Raw genomic sequence first — 15,518 nt, 5'->3', positions numbered from 1 at the left:
GACCTGAAGCAATCAAGCCGGTTCAATCAACCAGTGCGCCGATGGGCCGTCAAGAGTGCATCGCCGCACCGCCGCCCGGGTCCGCGAGCCGGGCGAGCGCCACCGCCCCCGCGAGCCCGTCCCGTACCGGTGCCGGTACGAGCCCCAGCGCGGCCACCCGTACGGACAACCGGTCCAGCAGCGGGCCGCCCGGCCCTGGGGTCTGTCTGGAGTTCCCCCGCGGCGTCGCGACGCCCGGCACCGCCGCCTCCGGCGTTGTCGTCAGTCGCGAGGGCTCCGCCATCGCTCCTTCCTCCGCCTTGGATCCGACGGCACCAGACGCCGCTCCTTCTCCCGCGCTGGAACTCCAGACAGACCCGAGCAGCCCACCCGTGACCACCAGCGGCTCACCGGGGCGCGGCAGCAGCGCCCGTACGGTTGCCGTCAGTTCGTCCGCCGCCCGGTCGAGCAGGCCGGACGCGACCGTGTCCCCGGCCGACGCCGCGTCGACCACCAGCGGGCTGAGTCCGGCGAGCCGTACCGGATGCGCGGCGTACGCGTAGCCGATCACCCGCTCCTTGGTGAGGCCGCCGCAGAGCGCCGCGACCGGGCCGGCCAACGACGTCGCCGGGCCGCGCCCGTCGAGGCTCCGCAGCACCGCCCGCAGCGCCTCCCGGCCGAGCCAGAAGCCGCTGCCCGCGTCCCCGAGCAGCCACCCGTCGCCGTCCGCCGCGCTCACCATGCGCCGGTCCGTCACCCGGGCGCCCACCGCGCCGGTCCCGGCGATCAGGACCAGACCGTCGGCCGGAGTCCCGGGCCCGGACGCGAAGGCCACCTCCGCGTCCCCGCGCACCTCGACCCGCGCCGGGGCCGCGCCCAGCTCCGCGAGCGCCGCCCGCAGCGCGGCCTCGGCCCGCTCCTTGCCGCCGCCGGGCCCGCCGCCCGCGAAGCCCCCCACCACGGCACCGACCGCCGCCCCGAACCCCGGCGGCACCGCCCCGCGCAGGGCCTCGGACAGATGCCGTACGAGCTCGTCGGCCGGCACGCTCAGCGGGTTGCCCGGGCCGCCCTCCCCCTCGCCGAGCACCCGGCCGGTCGCTACGTCGGCGCACCGCGCCCTGGTCCGGGTACCGCCCGCGTCGATGCCGACGACCGCCCATGTGATCCCGTTCATGACGGCGCATGCTGGTTGATAGATTCACGCGACCACAAGACCCCCGGCACAGGGCGTGTCCGATGGCTCCCGCCGCCGCCCCTCGAAGAAGGCCCCGCATGATCACGGCGCTCATCCGCTCCGAACTCCCCCGGATGTCCGGCTCCCTGCGGAAGGTCGCCGACTGGGTGCTCGCCGATCCGGCCCGGGTCGCCGGGGTGTCCGCCGCCGAACTCGGCCGCCGCACCGGCACCTCGCAGGCCACGGTGACCCGCTTCTGCCGGGCCCTCGGCCTCGACTCGTACCAGCGGCTGCTGCTCGAACTGGCCCGGGAGCAGGGCCGGGAGCCCCGGCCGCTCGGCCCCGACATCGGTCCCGACGACCCCCTTGAGCGGGTCGTGGCCGCCGTCGCCCAGGCCGATCTGGCCGCGTTGCGCGCGACCGCCGAACGCCTCGACCCCGACGCCCTGGAGCGGGCGGCGCAGTCCCTGGCGCGGGCAGGCCGGATCGACGTGTACGGGGTGGGCGCCTCCGGCTTCCTCGCCGTGGAACTGCGGGCGCGCCTGTTCGGCATCGGCTGCGAGGCCCGCGCCTGGACCGAGGTGCACGCGGCGAAGACCTCGGCGGCGCTGCTCACGCCGGCCGACGCGGTGGTCGCGCTGTCCCACTCGGGGGCGACCCGCGAGGTCCTGGCGCCGCTGGCGCTCGCCGCGGAGCGCGGGGCGGCGACCGTGGCCGTCACGGGCGATCCGCGCTCCCCGGTGGCCCGGGCGGCCGGGACGCATCTGACCTCGACGTCCGCCGAGACCGGCTTCCGGCACGGCGGCTTCGGCGCCCGGCACTCCGTCCTGCTGATCCTGGACTGCCTCTACGCGCGCGTGGCGCAGCTGACCTACGCGCGTGCGACGGCCGCCCTCGCGCTCACCGCGCACATCGCCGACGCCCACCGGAGATAACGACCGAAAACGGCCGAACGGGCCCTGCGCGCAGAGCCCGTTCAACCGCTTGTCAGATCTCACCCCGGAGCTTGGCGAGCGCCTCCGCGAGGATCGCCTCGCCGTCCGCGTCGCTGCGCCGTTCCCGTACGTACGCGAGATGCGTCTTGTACGGCTCGGTGCGCGGCGGGTCCGGCGGGTTGTCCCGGTCCTGGCCGGCCGGGAAGCCACAGCGCGGGCAGTCCCAGGTGTCCGGCACAGTTGCGTCGCTGGCGAAGCTCGGCTGGGTCTCGTGCCCGTTCGAGCACCAGAAGGAGATCCGGAGACGCGGTGCCGACTCGCCCCGCTCGGCCTCGCCCATCGGCCCCGCGCCGACCCGGCTTCCCCGGATCGCGTTGCCACTTGCCACGGTCGTAACTCCCTGCGTGATGGTGCTCGAAGATGCCCCAGTCTACGTAAGGCCCAACGCGCGTCCAGTGATTGGAGTTACCCGTCCAGCTTCATCAGCAGACCAAGTACGACAATGCACGCGAACCACAGCAGACCGATCACGACGGTGATGCGGTCCAGGTTGCGCTCGGCGACCGAGGAGCCACCGACGGACGACTGCATGCCGCCACCGAACATGTCGGAGAGGCCGCCGCCCTTCCCCTTGTGCATCAGCACGAGCAGCATCAGCAGCGCACTGAAGACGATCAGGGCGATCGAAAACCCCATAACCACGGCTGGACCAACTTCCTCGGACTTATACGGACGGGGGCCGGGCATCGTACCTGGCCCGACCCCCGCAAGGGTACGACGGATGAGCTCCGCCGCTCTACATCATCACTGGTCGCGGAAGCGCACGATCTTCACGAACTCGTCCGCGTCGAGCGAGGCGCCGCCGACCAGCGCGCCGTCGATGTCGGCCTGGGCCATGATCTCGGCCACGTTGCCGCTCTTGACGGAGCCGCCGTACTGGATGCGGACCTTGTCGGCCAGCTCCTGCGAGTACAGCTCGGCGAGCTTGCCGCGGATCGCCCCGCAGACCTCCTGGGCGTCCTCGGCGCCGCAGACCTTGCCGGTGCCGATGGCCCACACCGGCTCGTACGCGATCACGACGGTCTCGGCCTGCTCGGCCGGGATGTCCTTGAGGCCGCCCTCGACCTGGGCCAGGGTGTGCGCGACGGCGTCGCCGGCCTCGCGGACGTCCAGCTCCTCGCCGACGCACAGGATCGGGGTCAGGCCGTGCCGGTAGGCGGCCTTCACCTTGGCGTTGCAGACCTCGTCGGTCTCGGCGTGGTACTGGCGGCGCTCCGAGTGCCCGACGGCCACGAAGGCGCACTTCAGCTTGGACAGCATCGCGCCGGAGATCTCACCGGTGTACGCGCCGGAGTCCTGCGCCGAGAGGTCCTGGGCGCCGTACTTGATCTTCAGCTTGTCGCCCTCGACCAGGGTCTGCACGGAGCGCAGGTCCGTGAAGGGGACCAGGACGGCGACCTCGACGGCGTCGTAGTCCTTGTCGGTCAGGGCGAAGGCGAGCTTCTGGGTGTGGGCGATGGCCTCGAGGTGGTTGAGGTTCATCTTCCAGTTGCCCGCCATCAGCGGGGTGCGGGTGGTGCTCATGGGAAGGTCAGTCCTCCAGTGCGACGAGGCCGGGGAGCTGCTTGCCCTCGAGGTATTCGAGGGAGGCGCCGCCGCCGGTCGAGATGTGGCCGAAAGCATTCTCGTCGAAGCCGAGAAGGCGGACGGCGGCGGCCGAGTCGCCACCGCCGACCACGGTGAAGGCCGGCGAGTCGAGCAGCGCCTGGGCGACGGCCTTGGTGCCGTTCGCGTAGTCGGGGTGCTCGAAGACGCCCATCGGGCCGTTCCAGAAGACGGTGCCCGCGTCGGCCAGCTTGGCCGCGTAGAGCTCGCGGGTCTTCGGGCCGATGTCCAGGCCCTCCTCGTCGGCCGGGATGGCGTCGGCGGCGACGGTGGCGGGGTTGGCCGGGGCCTTGGTCTTCAGGTCCGGGAACTCGGCGGAGACCAGCACGTCGACGGGGAGCACGAACTCCACACCGCGCTTCTCGGCCCGGGCCAGGTACTCCAGGCAGGCCGGGATCTGGTCCTCCTGGAGCAGCGAGATGCCGACCTCGTGGCCCTTGGCCTTGAGGAAGGTGTACGCCATGCCGCCGCCGACCAGGATGCGGTCGGCCTTCTCCAGGAGGTGGTCGATCACGCCGAGCTTGTCGGAGACCTTGGCACCGCCGAGGACGACGACGTAGGGGCGCTTGACGTCCTCGGTGAGCTTCTTCAGGACACCGACCTCGGTGGCGATGAGGTAGCCGGCCGCGTGCGGCAGCTTGCCCGGGAGGTCGAAGACCGAGGCGTGCTTGCGGTGCACCGCGCCGAAGCCGTCGCCGACGTAGAGGTCGGCCAGCTCGGCGAGCTGGTCCGCGAAGGCGCCGCGCTCGGCGTCGTCCTTGGAAGTCTCGCCCGCGTTGAAGCGCAGGTTCTCGATGACGGCCACCTGGCCGTCGGTCAGGCCCGCGACGGTCGCCCGGGCCGACTCGCCGACCGTGTCGGTGGCGAACGCCACCTCGGTGCCCAGCAGTTCGCCCAGGCGCTCGGCGGCCGGGGCGAGGGAGAAGGCCGGGTCCGGCGCGCCCTTGGGGCGGCCCAGGTGGGAGGCGACCACGACACGGGCGCCGGCCTCGGCAAGCGCCTTGACGGTCGGGACGACGGCCCGGATGCGTCCGTCATCGGTGATGGTGGTGCCGTCGAGGGGCACGTTGAGGTCGGCGCGGACGAACACCCGCTTGCCGGAGACGCCCTCGGCGAGCAGCTCGTCGATCGTCTTCATCTGTTTCTCTGACTCCTTGGTACACGCGGTGGAGCACACGACACAGGGCTCGCACAGTGCGCCATCGCACTGCCCGAGCCCTGCTTCATCTCGAAAGCCCGCCCTAGAGTCTAGAGCTGGCCGCCGACGAAGACGGTGAGGTCGACGAGACGGTTGGAGTAGCCCCACTCGTTGTCGTACCAGCCGAGGACCTTGACCGAGTTGCCCTCCTGGACCATCGTCAGCGACGAGTCGAAGGTGCAGGAGGCCGGGTCGCTCACGATGTCCGAGGACACGATCGGGTCCTCGGTGTAGTACAGGATGCCCTGGAGCTCGCCTTCGGAGGCCTTCTTGAACGCGGCGTTGACCTCGTCCTTGGTGACCTCGCGGGAGAGCTCGACGACCAGGTCGGTGACCGAACCGGTCGGGACCGGCACGCGCATGGCCATGCCGTCGAGCTTGCCCTTGAGCTGCGGGAGGACCAGGGCGGTGGCCTTGGCGGCACCCGTCGTGGTCGGGATGATGTTCTCCGCGGCGGCGCGGGCGCGGCGCAGGTCCTTGTGCGGGAAGTCCAGGATGCGCTGGTCGTTGGTGTACGCGTGGACCGTGGTCATCAGACCGCGGACGATGCCGAAGTTCTCGTCGAGGACCTTGGCCATCGGCGCGACGCAGTTGGTGGTGCAGGACGCGTTGGAGATGACGTGGTGCTGGGCCGCGTCGTACTTGTCCTGGTTGACACCCATGACGATGGTGATGTCCTCGTCCTTGGCCGGAGCCGAGATGAGGACCTTCTTGGCGCCGCCGGCGAGGTGCTTGGCGGCGTCGTCCCGCTTGGTGAAGATGCCGGTGGACTCGATGACGATGTCGACGCCCAGCTCCCCCCACGGAATGTCGGCCGGGTTGCGCTCGGACAGCACCTTGATGGTGTGGCCGTCGACGGTGATGGTGTCGGCGGTGTGGGTCACCTCGGCCTTGAGGCGGCCCAGAATGGTGTCGTACTTCAGCAGGTGAGCCGTGGTCGCGGTGTCGCCCAGGTCGTTGACGGCCACGACCTCGATGTCGGCACCCTGCTCAAGGAGCGCGCGGAAGTAGTTGCGACCGATACGGCCAAAGCCGTTGATGCCTACGCGGATCGTCACGAACCGATCTCCTCGTTAGGTACGCCGGGTTTCAGACGCCCGGCGAGCTTCATTTTTGGGATGTCCCCGACCGCTTACGACCCTACCTCTCCTGACGCCTTTGAGTGACATCGAGTGCGGCCGGATGCGCCCGGAAAGTGCCGGAAAAAGGCCGACAGCCCTTGCCTACCAACGGGTAAGGGCCGCCGGGGGACCTTGGTCCTCATTACCTAGAGTGACGAAAATCGGCGCTCGCCTGAGCACCCGGATCAGCGTCGGAGCGACTTCAGGGCCTTTCCGAGCAGAGCCGCCCGTTCCGTCGCATTCGGGACGTGCTCGAGTCCGAAGCCGATCAGGACGGTGTCACGGGTCGTGACGGCTGCCCGGGAGTGGAACAGGGCTTCGGAACGGGTCCAGTCACTTCCGTTCCCGGGACTTCCGGCCGGAGGTCCCGGTACGGACCAAGCGCCCATTCCGGTCTCGAAACCCTCGGTCTCGCTCGCCGCACCCGTCGTGAGGGTCAGCTCGTCGACGAACGCGCCCGTCTCGCCGGTGCCCGGGTCGGAGACGTACGAGATCGCCAGCTCGACCCGCTTGCCCGCGTAGGCGCTCAGGTCGACGCTCGCCTGCCGCCAGCCGTTGGACGCGCCGGTGAAGGAGTTCCAGGCGCCGGTGGTGCCGGTGGCGGCGCAGCCGTCCGCGCCGACGGTGAGGTAGTGGGCGAGGAAGGGGTGGTCCTGGACGTAGTAGCCCTCGCCGCAGTCCGCGGGCGGCGCGGCGGAGGTGCCGCCGTCGGCGTCGGGCAGGGTGGTCCAGTCGTCCTGGCCGGCGGTATGAGCCTCCACGATCAGGTGGTCGTAGCCCGGCTCGGTGTCGTAGCTGACCTGGAAGCTCAGGTTCGGCTTCGCGGCGGCGGGCACGCCGGTGAGGTCCACGGTCCGGCTCAGCCGGCCCCAGGTGCCGTCGGTGTGGCGCAGCGCGGCGAAGCGGCTGCCCGCGTACGGCTCGAAGGGGGTGCGCAGGCCCGGGTAGTCGCCGGCGGCGACGCTGCTCGCGAACTGCGGGAAGCGGTCGGGGGCGAGGGTGTCGGAGGTGACGGTGAAGGCGCCGGCGTCGTCGAGCGGGTTGTCCGCCGTGGCGCCGAGTGCCGCACTGCCGCCGCCGAGCCGGCCGGAGCCGGCGAAGGAGACCGGGCCGCCGAGCCCGGAGCGGCGGTAGGCGCCGAGGTAGTACTGGGCGAAGTCGTTGGACTGGGCGCGGCCGACCTGGACCTGCCCGCCGGACTTCTCGCCCGCGTTGATCAGCTTGCCGCCCTCGTTGAGGTAGGCGCGGACGGCGAGCAGGGTGGCCCCGGAGGGCTGCTCGGCGCCGGTGTACCAGACGACGGTACGGAAGTGGCTCAGCACGCCGAGGGCGTGCGGGGCGCCCTGGGTGGCGACGTCCCAGACGGCGGCGCGGTGGCCGTTCGCGGCGAGCGCCTTCACATAGGCATCGGTGTGCCGCGCGGCGGCCGTGCCGCCGGCGCCGCCGCCCTCCTCGGCGAGGACGAGGACGTCGCCGCGGGGCCGCTCGGCCACGGTGTACGTGAACGGTGTGGACGCGGCCGCCTTCCCCTCGCGGGTGCGGGCGGTGTACCAGACCTCGACCCTGTCGCCGGTACGGGCGCCCTCGACCTCGGCGCGGTACTGGTCGAAGGAGAGGTTGTCCTCGCCGCCCCAGGTCTCGCCGCCCTTCCAGGCCTCCAGGCCCGCGCGGTGGGTGCGGCCGCCGTTGATCCGGTAGTTCAGGGTCTTGCCGCGCAGCGACCTGCGGGCGGTGACCGCGACCTCCTGGGCGGCGCCGCCCGCGTACGAGGTGGCGAAGGCGTCCGGGGTGAAGTCGGGGGCCTCGATGCCGACCGGGGAGACCGGGCGGTCCGGGTGCGCACTCGACTCGGCGACGGCGAGCGCGAAGGGGAGGTTCTTGGCGAACTCGGCCTGGATCAGCTTCTCGTCGTCCGGGAAGGTGAAGACGGAGGCGCAGTCGGCCGGGTCCCAGGCGTCGTTCGGGTCGACCCGGGAGGCGGTGGCGCAGGTCGACATCTCCGGGGTGAACATCTGCATCCCGTTGACGTTGGCGGCGTGTCCGTCCGCCTCGCCGTTGGTGGTGTAGAGCTCGGAGGAGAGCTGCGGGCGGTAGCCGGGGATCGCGGGCTTCTGCGGGGTGCCGGCGAGCGCCTTGAGGGCCACGTCGTCGGGGGTGTCGGTGGCGACCTGCCAGCCCACGCCGTACAGCAGCAGCTGGGCGGCGGAGTGGTAGTTGATCGCGTAGCGGAAGCCGACGCGCTTCTCGAAGGCGTCGAGGGCCCGGGTCTCGGGCTCGGACATGGCGCGCGGGCCGCGGAAGGTCTCGTCGGCCGGGTCGGGCGAGGAGCCCTCGTCGTCGTAGCCCCACTTGTAGCCGAAGTTGCGGTTGAGGTCGACGCCGTCGCCCGGCCCGATCCGCCCGTCGCCGTCGTTGTCCCGCAGGTTCTTGCGCCACTGGCGGTTGGCGGGGTCGGCGTGGGTGTAGTCGTAGCCGTCCGGGTTGGCGGAGAGCACGAACCACAGCTCGGTGGTGTCGACGATCCTGGTGAGCCGCGGGTCCTTGCCGTAGGCGTCGAGGTAGTGGTGGAGCAGCCTCCTGGTCATCTCGGGGGTGATCCACTCGCGGGCGTGCTGGTTGGACAGGTACAGGGTGGCGGGCTTGGCGCCGTCCCTGGTCTTCGCGGCGCCCTTGGAGAGCTTGAGCGCGAGGATGTCCTGGCCCTTGAGGGTCTTGCCGAGGGAGACGACCTTGGTGAGGCCGGGGTGGGCCCGGGCGGTGTCCAGGATCTCCTGCTGGAGGCCGCCCTTGCCGCCGTACGGGCGGAAGACGCCGTCCCCGGCGGCCGCGACGCGCTGCTCGGCGCGGGCGGAGAGGGTGTGCTCGGCGAGCCGGACGCCCTGCCGGCGCAGCTGCCCGGCCTGCCGGGCGGTGAGGTAGACCTCGACGGTGGCGGAGCCCCGGGCGGGCACCTGCTCGCTCAGCTCCTGCGCGTCGGTGCCGGCGTCGAGCAGGAGCGGCATCTGCTCCTTGGTGACCGTCGCCCGGTAGACGGTCAGGGCGTCGGTGTCGTCGTTCCCGTGGTTCGGCTGCGCTCCGGCGACGGGTGCCGCCACCAGACCGCCGATCAGCAGTGCAGTCGCGGCGAGGATCGATCTCGCTCCGCGTCTCATAAGCCCCCCTTGCCGTTGTCTGTCACGAAAGCGAACAGACGCCAGGCTCGTGGGGGCTCATACCACAGTCAAGAGAACGCACCGAAGGGGCCGAAAACGACTGCCGGTGCCCCAGAAAGGCACCGGCAGCGTGGAGTTGATGGACCGTCAGCCGACGAGGCTGTCGTCCAGCTCCTCCGTCAGATTGGACTCGGTCCCCGGGATGCCCAGGTCCTGCGCCCGCTTGTCGGCCATGGCGAGCAGCCGGCGGATCCGGCCGGCCACCGCGTCCTTGGTGAGCGGCGGGTCGGCGAGCGCGCCCAGCTCCTCCAGCGAGGCCTGCTTGTGCTCCATGCGCAGCCGGCCGGCGGCCGCGAGGTGCTCGGGCACCTCCTCGGCGAGGATCTCCAGGGCGCGCTGCACCCGGGCGCCCGCGGCGACCGCGGCGCGGGCCGAGCGGCGCAGGTTGGCGTCGTCGAAGTTGGCGAGCCGGTTGGCGGTGGCGCGGACCTCGCGCCGCATCCGCCGCTCCTCCCAGGCCAGGACCGACTCGTGCGCGCCGAGCCGGGTGAGGAGTGCGCCGATGGCGTCGCCGTCGCGGACCACCACCCGGTCCACGCCCCGCACCTCACGCGCCTTGGCGGCGATGGAGAGCCGGCGGGCGGCGCCGACCAGGGCGAGCGCGGCCTCCGGGCCGGGGCAGGTGACCTCCAGGGAGGAGGAGCGGCCGGGCTCGGTCAGCGAGCCGTGCGCCAGGAACGCGCCGCGCCAGGCCGCCTCCGCGTCACAGGTGGCGCCGGACACGACCTGCGGGGGCAGGCCGCGGATGGGGCGCCCGCGGCCGTCCACGAGGCCGGTCTGCCGGGCCAGCTGGTCGCCGCCGGCGACCACGCGGACGACGAAGCGCGAGCCGCGGCGCAGTCCGCCGGGGGCCATCACGATCAGCTCCGAGCTGTGCCCGAAGATCTCCAGGATGTCCCGCTTCAGCCGGCGGGCCGCCATCGCGGTGTCCAGCTCCGCCTCGATCACGATCCGGCCGCTCACCAGGTGCAGCCCGCCCGCGAACCGCAGGATCGACGAGACCTCGGCCTTCCTGCAGCAGGTCCGGGTGACGGGGAGCCGGGAGATCTCGTCCTTCACCGCTGCCGTCATCGCCATGGGCCGATCCTTCCATGCATCCGAAAAATACGGTCGTACGCGGCGGCCAACAGCTCCGGGTCGTGCTTCGGAGCACCGTCGGGCCTGGCCACCGGCGCCAGCTCGACCGCGGCGCCCAGCCGCTTGGCGGCATCGGCGAGGGACTCGCGGTCGGGCACGGCGGCCTCGTCGGCCAGCACCACGTCCAGGGCGAGTTTAGGGGCGTGTCGTGCCAAAACCTCCAAATGACGCTGCGGGGAGAAGCCCTCGGTTTCTCCCGGCTGCGGTGCGAGGTTCAGCGAGAGCACCCGGCGGGCCTTGGTCTCCATGAGGGCGTCGAGCAGCTCGGGCACCAGGAGATGCGGGATCACCGAGGAGAACCAGGAACCCGGGCCGAGCACCACCCAGTCGGCGTCGAGCACCGCGGCGACCGCCTCGGGCACGGCCGGCGGGTCGTGCGGCACCAGGTGCACGGACTGCACCTCGCCGGGAGTGAGCGCCACGGTGGCCTGGCCCCGTACGGTGTCCACGTCGTGCGGGCGCTCCGGGTCGTGGCCCCTGACCAGGGCCTGGAGCTCCAGCGGCACGGCCGACATGGGCAGCACCCGGCCCTGCGCGCCGAGCAGCCGGCCGACCAGGTCCAGGGCCATCACGGGGTCGCCGAGCTGCTCCCAGAGGGCGACGATCAGCAGATTGCCGACGGCGTGGCCGCCCATCTCGCCCTTGGACTGGAAACGGTGCTGGATGACCCGGGCCCAGGTCTGGCCCCAGTCGTCGTCGCCGCACAGCGCGGCGAGCGCCTTGCGGAGGTCTCCCGGGGGCAGCACGTCCAGCTCCTCGCGGAGCCGGCCGCTGGAGCCCCCGTCGTCGGCGACGGTGACCACGGCGGTCAGGTCGCCGGTGATACGGCGCAGGGCGGCGAGGGAGGCGGACAGGCCCATGCCCCCGCCGAGCGCGACGACCTTGGGCTGGGCGCCGCGTCTGCGGAGCGCGCGCCGCACCGAGAGGGTGGGCGTACGCCGGCGGTACGGCTTCACTCGCGCCCCATGTCCCGGTGGACGACGACGGTCTCGACGCCCTCGGCGGCGAGGCGGGCGGCCAGCTTCTCGGCGGTGGCGACGGAGCGGTGCTTGCCGCCCGTGCAGCCGACCGCGATGGTCACGTAACGCTTGCCCTCGCGCCGGTAGCCGGCGGCGATCAGCTGGAGCAGCTCGGTGTAGCGGTCCAGGAACTCCTTGGCACCGGGCTGGTTGTAGACGTAGTTCGCGACCTCCTCGTTGAGGCCGGTGAAGGGGCGCAGCTCGGGAACCCAGTGCGGGTTCGGCAGGAAGCGCATGTCGACGACCAGGTCGGCGTCGACCGGCAGGCCGTACTTGAAGCCGAAGGACATCACGGTGGCCCGCAGCTCGGGCTCCTCCTCGCCGGCGAACTGGGCGTCCATCTTGGCGCGCAGTTCGTGCACGTTGAGGCTGGAGGTGTCGATCACCAGGTCGGCGTCGCCGCGCAGCTCGCGCAGCAGGTCGCGCTCGGCGGCGATGCCGTCGGTGATGCGGCCGTCGCCCTGGAGCGGGTGGGGCCGGCGGACCGACTCGAAGCGCCGGACCAGGGCCTCGTCGGAGGACTCCAGGAAGACGATCCGGCGGGTGACCTGCTTGGCGTCGAGGTCGGCCAGGGAGTCCCGGAGGTTGTCGAAGAACTGGCGGCCGCGGACGTCGACGACGACCGCGATGCGGGCCACGTTCCCCTGGGAGCGGGCGCCGAGCTCCACCATGGTGGGGATCAGCGCGGGCGGCAGGTTGTCGACGACGAACCAGCCGAGGTCCTCCAGGCATTTCGCCGCGGTGGACCGGCCGGCGCCGGACATGCCGGAGATGATCACCAGCTCGGGGATGGCCGCGTCGGCGTTGTTCTCACCGACGGGCTCCGTCGTGCCCGTACTCATGTCTGGTGCTCCGTCTTCGTACTCGGACCGCTCGTGTCCGTGCTGCTCGTGGGGTTGGGGTCGGGGTTGCTCGTGCTGCTCGTGCCGCTCTGGCTGCTCGTGCTCGGTCATGCGGTGGTGCCCCCGTCGTCTTCCATGATCTCTCCTGTGGCCGTGTTCACGGCGGGCGCGGCCGGGGCCGCCTGCGCGAGGGCCACCGCCACGGCCTCGGCCGTCTTGCGGCCCATGCCGGGGACCTCGCAGATCTGGTCGATTGTCGCCTGCCGGAGCCGTTTGACCGAGCCGAAATGCTTGATGAGGGCTTGTTTCCGGGTGTCGCCGAGGCCGGGAACCGCGTCGAGCGGGCTGGTGCGGATGCGCTTGTTCCGCTTGGACCGCTGGTAGCGGATGGCGAAGTCGTGAGCCGTGTCACGTACCCGCTGAAGGAGGTAGAGCCCCTCGCTGGTGCGGGGCAGCACCACCGGGTCGTCGTCGCCGGGCAGCCAAACCTCCTCCAGGCGCTTGGCGAGGCCGCAGACGGCGATGTCGTCGATGCCGAGCTCGTCCAGGGCCCGGCGGGCGGCGGCGACCTGCGGCTGCCCGCCGTCGACGACGACGAGCTGGGGCGGGTAGGCGAAGCGCTTGGGCCGCCCGTCGTCGTCCCGGCCGTCGCCGTCGCCGTCGCCGTTGCCGTTGCCGTTGCCGGCGGCGGTCTCTTCGGGCACCTCTCCGTCGACCCACTCGCCGGTCTTCTCCTTCTCGGCGAGGTAGCGGGTGAAGCGGCGGCTGATCACCTCGTGCATGGACCGGACGTCGTCCTGTCCCTCGAAGCTCTTGATCTGGAAGCGCCGGTACTCGCTCTTGCGGGGCAGCCCGTCCTCGAAGACGACCATGGAGGCCACGACGTCCTGGCCCTGGAGGTGCGAGATGTCGAAGCACTCGATACGCAGCGGCGCCGAGTCCAGGTCCAGCGCCTCGGCGATCTCCTCCAGGGCGCGGGAGCGGGTGGTGAGGTCGCTGGCCCGCTTGGTCTTGTGCAGCACGAGGGCCTGCTGGGCGTTGCGCGCGACCGTCTCCATCAGGTCCTTCTTGTCGCCGCGCTGCGGCACGCGCAGCGAGACCTGGGAGCCGCGGCGCCCGGAGAGCCAGGCGGTGACGGCCTCGGCGTCCTCCGGCAGCGCCGGGACCAGGACCTCCTTGGGGACCGCGTCGCCGGTCTCCTCGCCGTACAGCTGCTGGAGAGCGTGCTCGACGAGCCCGGCGGCGCCGACGGCCTCGACCTTGTCGGTGACCCAGCCGCGCTGGCCGCGCACGCGTCCGCCGCGCACGTGGAAGATCTGCACGGCCGCCTCCAGCTCGTCCTCGGCGAGGGCGATCAGGTCGGCGTCGGTGGCGTCGGCGAGCACGACCGCGCTCTTCTCCATGGCCTTGCGCAGCGCCCCTATGTCGTCGCGCAGCCGGGCGGCCTTCTCGTACTCCATGTCCTCGGCCGCGAGCATCATCTGCTTCTCCAGGCGGCGGATGTACGCGCCGGTGCGGCCGGCCATGAAGTCGCAGAAGTCCTCGGCCAGTTCGCGGTGCTCCTCGGGCGTGACCCGGCCGACGCAGGGCGCCGAGCACTTCCCGATGTAGCCGAGCAGACAGGGGCGCCCGGCCGAGGCGGCGTTGCGGAACACGCCGGCGGAGCACGTGCGCACCGGGAACACGCGCAGCATCAGGTCGACGGTCTCGCGGATGGCCCACGCGTGCCCGTACGGCCCGAAATAGCGCACGCCCTTCTTCTTGTGCCCGCGCATGACCTGCACGCGCGGGAACTCCTCGTTCAGCGTGACCGCGAGATACGGGTAGCTCTTGTCGTCCCGGTACTTGACGTTGAACCGGGGGTCGAACTCCTTGATCCAGGAGTACTCCAGCTGCAGGGCCTCGACCTCGGTGGACACCACGGTCCACTCCACGGACGCGGCCGTGGTCACCATCGTCGCCGTGCGCGGGTGCAGGCTCGCCAGCGGCTGGAAGTAGTTCGCCAGTCGCTGGCGCAGGGACTTCGCCTTGCCGACGTAGATCACCCGGCGGTGCTCGTCGCGGAATTTGTAGACCCCGGGCGAGTCGGGGATCTGTCCCGGCTTGGGGCGGTAGCTGGAGGGGTCGGCCATGTTCCCACCCTACTGGCGGGGACCGACACTCAGGCCGGGCGCGAGCATTGTCCGGATCGGAACGACACGCTTCAATACGGGGTCCCCCCGCCGTTCCGTACGGGCCGTACGGGGTCCCCTGCCGTGCACGTTCTCCGAGGAGTCCTCGTGGGTCACACCGAGGCTGATCTGGTGCAGCTCCTGCACACCGGTCCGTTCCACCTGGCGCTGCGCACCGCGCTGGCGGTGCGCGGGCTGCCGCTCCAGCGGGTGCAGCACCATCTGGCGCACCGGGGCGTCAAGGTCGGGGTGACCTCCCTCAGTTACTGGCAGCAGGGGGCCCGGCGGCCGCAGCGGCCGGAGTCGATGAAGGCGGTGCGGGCCCTGGAGGAGGTGCTCCAGCTGCCCGGCAACTCACTGCTCCGGCTGCTGCACGAGGACGCCGGCGCCCGCCCCGAGGCCGAGCGCCCGGCGACCCGCTCGTACCGCTCGCTCGTCGAGGCCTCGGGGGTGCTGGAGGGGCTGCTCGCGGAGCTGGAGAGCCCGGGGGACGGCGGGCTGCACACGGTGGGCCACCAGGAGCGGGTGCGGATCGGGGCCGGGCGCGAACTGCTCGGCCGGGACTCGCAGCAGGTGGTGCGGGCGCACCGGGACGGCGTCGACCGCTATCTCGCGATCCACCGGGGCGATCCGGGCTGCGATCCGTCCCGGGTGGAGGTGCGGGCGACGGAGAACTGCCGCACGGGGCGGGTGCGGCAGCACACGGAGACCGGCCTGCTCGTGGCCGAGCTGCTCTTCGACACCCGGCTGCGGGCCGGGGACACCCATGTCTTCTCGTACGGCTTCGAGGACGGCACGGGCGGGCCGAGCCGGGAGTACGTGCGGGGCTTCGGCTTCGCGGGCGGGCAGTACGTGCTCCAGGTCCGCTTCGACGAGGCGGCCCTGCCGGTTCGCTGCCGGCGCTTCGCCCAGGCCTCGACGGGCGCGCCGCGCGGCGGCCGGACCGAGCTGACGCTGAGCGGCCGGCACCGCGCGGTGCACGTGGTGGAGCAGGGGGTGCGCCCGGGGATCCTGGGGATCGAGTGGGACTGGGCCTGACGGGCGCCGGGGTCCGCGGTCCGGCGT

The 15,518-nt window shown here is 72.0% G+C and carries 13 protein-coding genes; 2 read left to right on the top strand and 11 right to left on the bottom strand.

The genetic code is table 11. The annotated features are described in order from the left end of the window. Positions 1-49: 49 nt before the first annotated feature. Complete coding sequence (locus tag AB0C73_RS23535; protein ID WP_362533386.1) at positions 50-1,153, bottom strand: BadF/BadG/BcrA/BcrD ATPase family protein; 1,104 nt, start codon at positions 1,151-1,153, stop codon at positions 50-52. 98 nt (positions 1,154-1,251) lie between these two features. On the opposite strand from AB0C73_RS23535, the gene AB0C73_RS23530 reads away from it, so the two are divergent. Next, positions 1,252-2,088, top strand: a complete 837-nt coding sequence (locus AB0C73_RS23530; RefSeq protein ID WP_362533384.1) for a MurR/RpiR family transcriptional regulator — start codon at positions 1,252-1,254, stop codon at positions 2,086-2,088. Between the two features lie 52 nt (positions 2,089-2,140). Here the strand turns inward: AB0C73_RS23530 and AB0C73_RS23525 are convergent, their stop codons facing one another. The 10 genes from AB0C73_RS23525 to uvrC form a co-directional block, all read right to left on the bottom strand. Beyond that, positions 2,141-2,476, bottom strand: coding sequence for an RNA polymerase-binding protein RbpA (locus tag AB0C73_RS23525; protein ID WP_362533382.1), 336 nt, complete (start codon positions 2,474-2,476; stop codon positions 2,141-2,143). Positions 2,477-2,553: 77 nt separating this feature from the next. Further along, positions 2,554-2,784: a preprotein translocase subunit SecG gene (gene secG, locus AB0C73_RS23520; protein WP_056561581.1), complete on the bottom strand. Its 231-nt coding sequence runs from the start codon at positions 2,782-2,784 to the stop codon at positions 2,554-2,556. Positions 2,785-2,892: 108 nt separating this feature from the next. Next, the gene (gene tpiA, locus AB0C73_RS23515; protein WP_362533379.1) at positions 2,893-3,672 is read right to left on the bottom strand and encodes a triose-phosphate isomerase; all 780 of its coding nucleotides are present in this window, start codon (positions 3,670-3,672) and stop codon (positions 2,893-2,895) included. A gap of 7 nt (positions 3,673-3,679) precedes the next feature. Further along, positions 3,680-4,891: a phosphoglycerate kinase gene (locus AB0C73_RS23510; protein WP_362533377.1), complete on the bottom strand. Its 1,212-nt coding sequence runs from the start codon at positions 4,889-4,891 to the stop codon at positions 3,680-3,682. A gap of 110 nt (positions 4,892-5,001) precedes the next feature. Beyond that, positions 5,002-6,009 carry a type I glyceraldehyde-3-phosphate dehydrogenase gene (gene gap, locus AB0C73_RS23505; protein ID WP_362533375.1) on the bottom strand — a complete coding sequence of 336 codons (1,008 nt, stop codon included), beginning with the start codon at positions 6,007-6,009 and terminating at the stop codon, positions 5,002-5,004. Positions 6,010-6,257: 248 nt separating this feature from the next. Beyond that, a complete protein-coding gene (locus AB0C73_RS23500) occupies positions 6,258-9,224 on the bottom strand; it encodes a M14 family zinc carboxypeptidase (RefSeq protein WP_362533373.1) in 2,967 nt (988 codons plus the stop codon). A 147-nt stretch (positions 9,225-9,371) separates the two neighbouring features. Beyond that, the gene (gene whiA, locus AB0C73_RS23495; RefSeq protein ID WP_017238652.1) at positions 9,372-10,361 is read right to left on the bottom strand and encodes a DNA-binding protein WhiA; all 990 of its coding nucleotides are present in this window, start codon (positions 10,359-10,361) and stop codon (positions 9,372-9,374) included. Beyond that, positions 10,352-11,377 carry a uridine diphosphate-N-acetylglucosamine-binding protein YvcK gene (yvcK, locus tag AB0C73_RS23490; RefSeq protein ID WP_362533371.1) on the bottom strand — a complete coding sequence of 342 codons (1,026 nt, stop codon included), beginning with the start codon at positions 11,375-11,377 and terminating at the stop codon, positions 10,352-10,354. The genes whiA and yvcK overlap by 10 nt, the downstream gene beginning before the upstream one ends. Then, positions 11,374-12,393 (bottom strand): RNase adapter RapZ, encoded by a 1,020-nt coding sequence (gene rapZ / locus AB0C73_RS23485; protein ID WP_362533368.1) that lies wholly within the window; start codon positions 12,391-12,393, stop codon positions 11,374-11,376. The genes yvcK and rapZ overlap by 4 nt, the downstream gene beginning before the upstream one ends. Then, entirely contained in the window at positions 12,390-14,414 is a 2,025-nt protein-coding gene (gene uvrC, locus AB0C73_RS23480) for an excinuclease ABC subunit UvrC (RefSeq protein ID WP_362533366.1), read from the bottom strand. The genes rapZ and uvrC overlap by 4 nt, the downstream gene beginning before the upstream one ends. A gap of 147 nt (positions 14,415-14,561) precedes the next feature. On the opposite strand from uvrC, the gene AB0C73_RS23475 reads away from it, so the two are divergent. Next, positions 14,562-15,491, top strand: a complete 930-nt coding sequence (locus AB0C73_RS23475; protein WP_362533364.1) for a hypothetical protein — start codon at positions 14,562-14,564, stop codon at positions 15,489-15,491. The last annotated feature ends 27 nt before the right edge of the window (positions 15,492-15,518 follow it).

It is taken from the genome of Streptomyces sp. NPDC048623, from assembly GCF_040650755.1.
Classification (GTDB): Bacteria; Actinomycetota; Actinomycetes; order Streptomycetales; family Streptomycetaceae; genus Streptomyces.
The sequence above is the reverse complement of the archived record's forward strand: the minus strand, read 5'-3'. Positions and strand labels throughout refer to the sequence as shown.

Coding starts and splice junctions, on each gene's coding strand:
- AB0C73_RS23535 (WP_362533386.1), bottom strand. CDS start 1,153: ATGAACGGGATCACATGGGCGGTCGTCGGCATCGACGCGGGCGGTACC.
- AB0C73_RS23530 (WP_362533384.1), top strand. CDS start 1,252: ATGATCACGGCGCTCATCCGCTCCGAACTCCCCCGGATGTCCGGCTCC.
- secG (WP_056561581.1), bottom strand. CDS start 2,784: ATGGGGTTTTCGATCGCCCTGATCGTCTTCAGTGCGCTGCTGATGCTG.
- tpiA (WP_362533379.1), bottom strand. CDS start 3,672: ATGAGCACCACCCGCACCCCGCTGATGGCGGGCAACTGGAAGATGAAC.
- AB0C73_RS23510 (WP_362533377.1), bottom strand. CDS start 4,891: ATGAAGACGATCGACGAGCTGCTCGCCGAGGGCGTCTCCGGCAAGCGG.
- AB0C73_RS23500 (WP_362533373.1), bottom strand. CDS start 9,224: ATGAGACGCGGAGCGAGATCGATCCTCGCCGCGACTGCACTGCTGATC.
- whiA (WP_017238652.1), bottom strand. CDS start 10,361: ATGGCGATGACGGCAGCGGTGAAGGACGAGATCTCCCGGCTCCCCGTC.
- rapZ (WP_362533368.1), bottom strand. CDS start 12,393: ATGACCGAGCACGAGCAGCCAGAGCGGCACGAGCAGCACGAGCAACCC.
- uvrC (WP_362533366.1), bottom strand. CDS start 14,414: ATGGCCGACCCCTCCAGCTACCGCCCCAAGCCGGGACAGATCCCCGAC.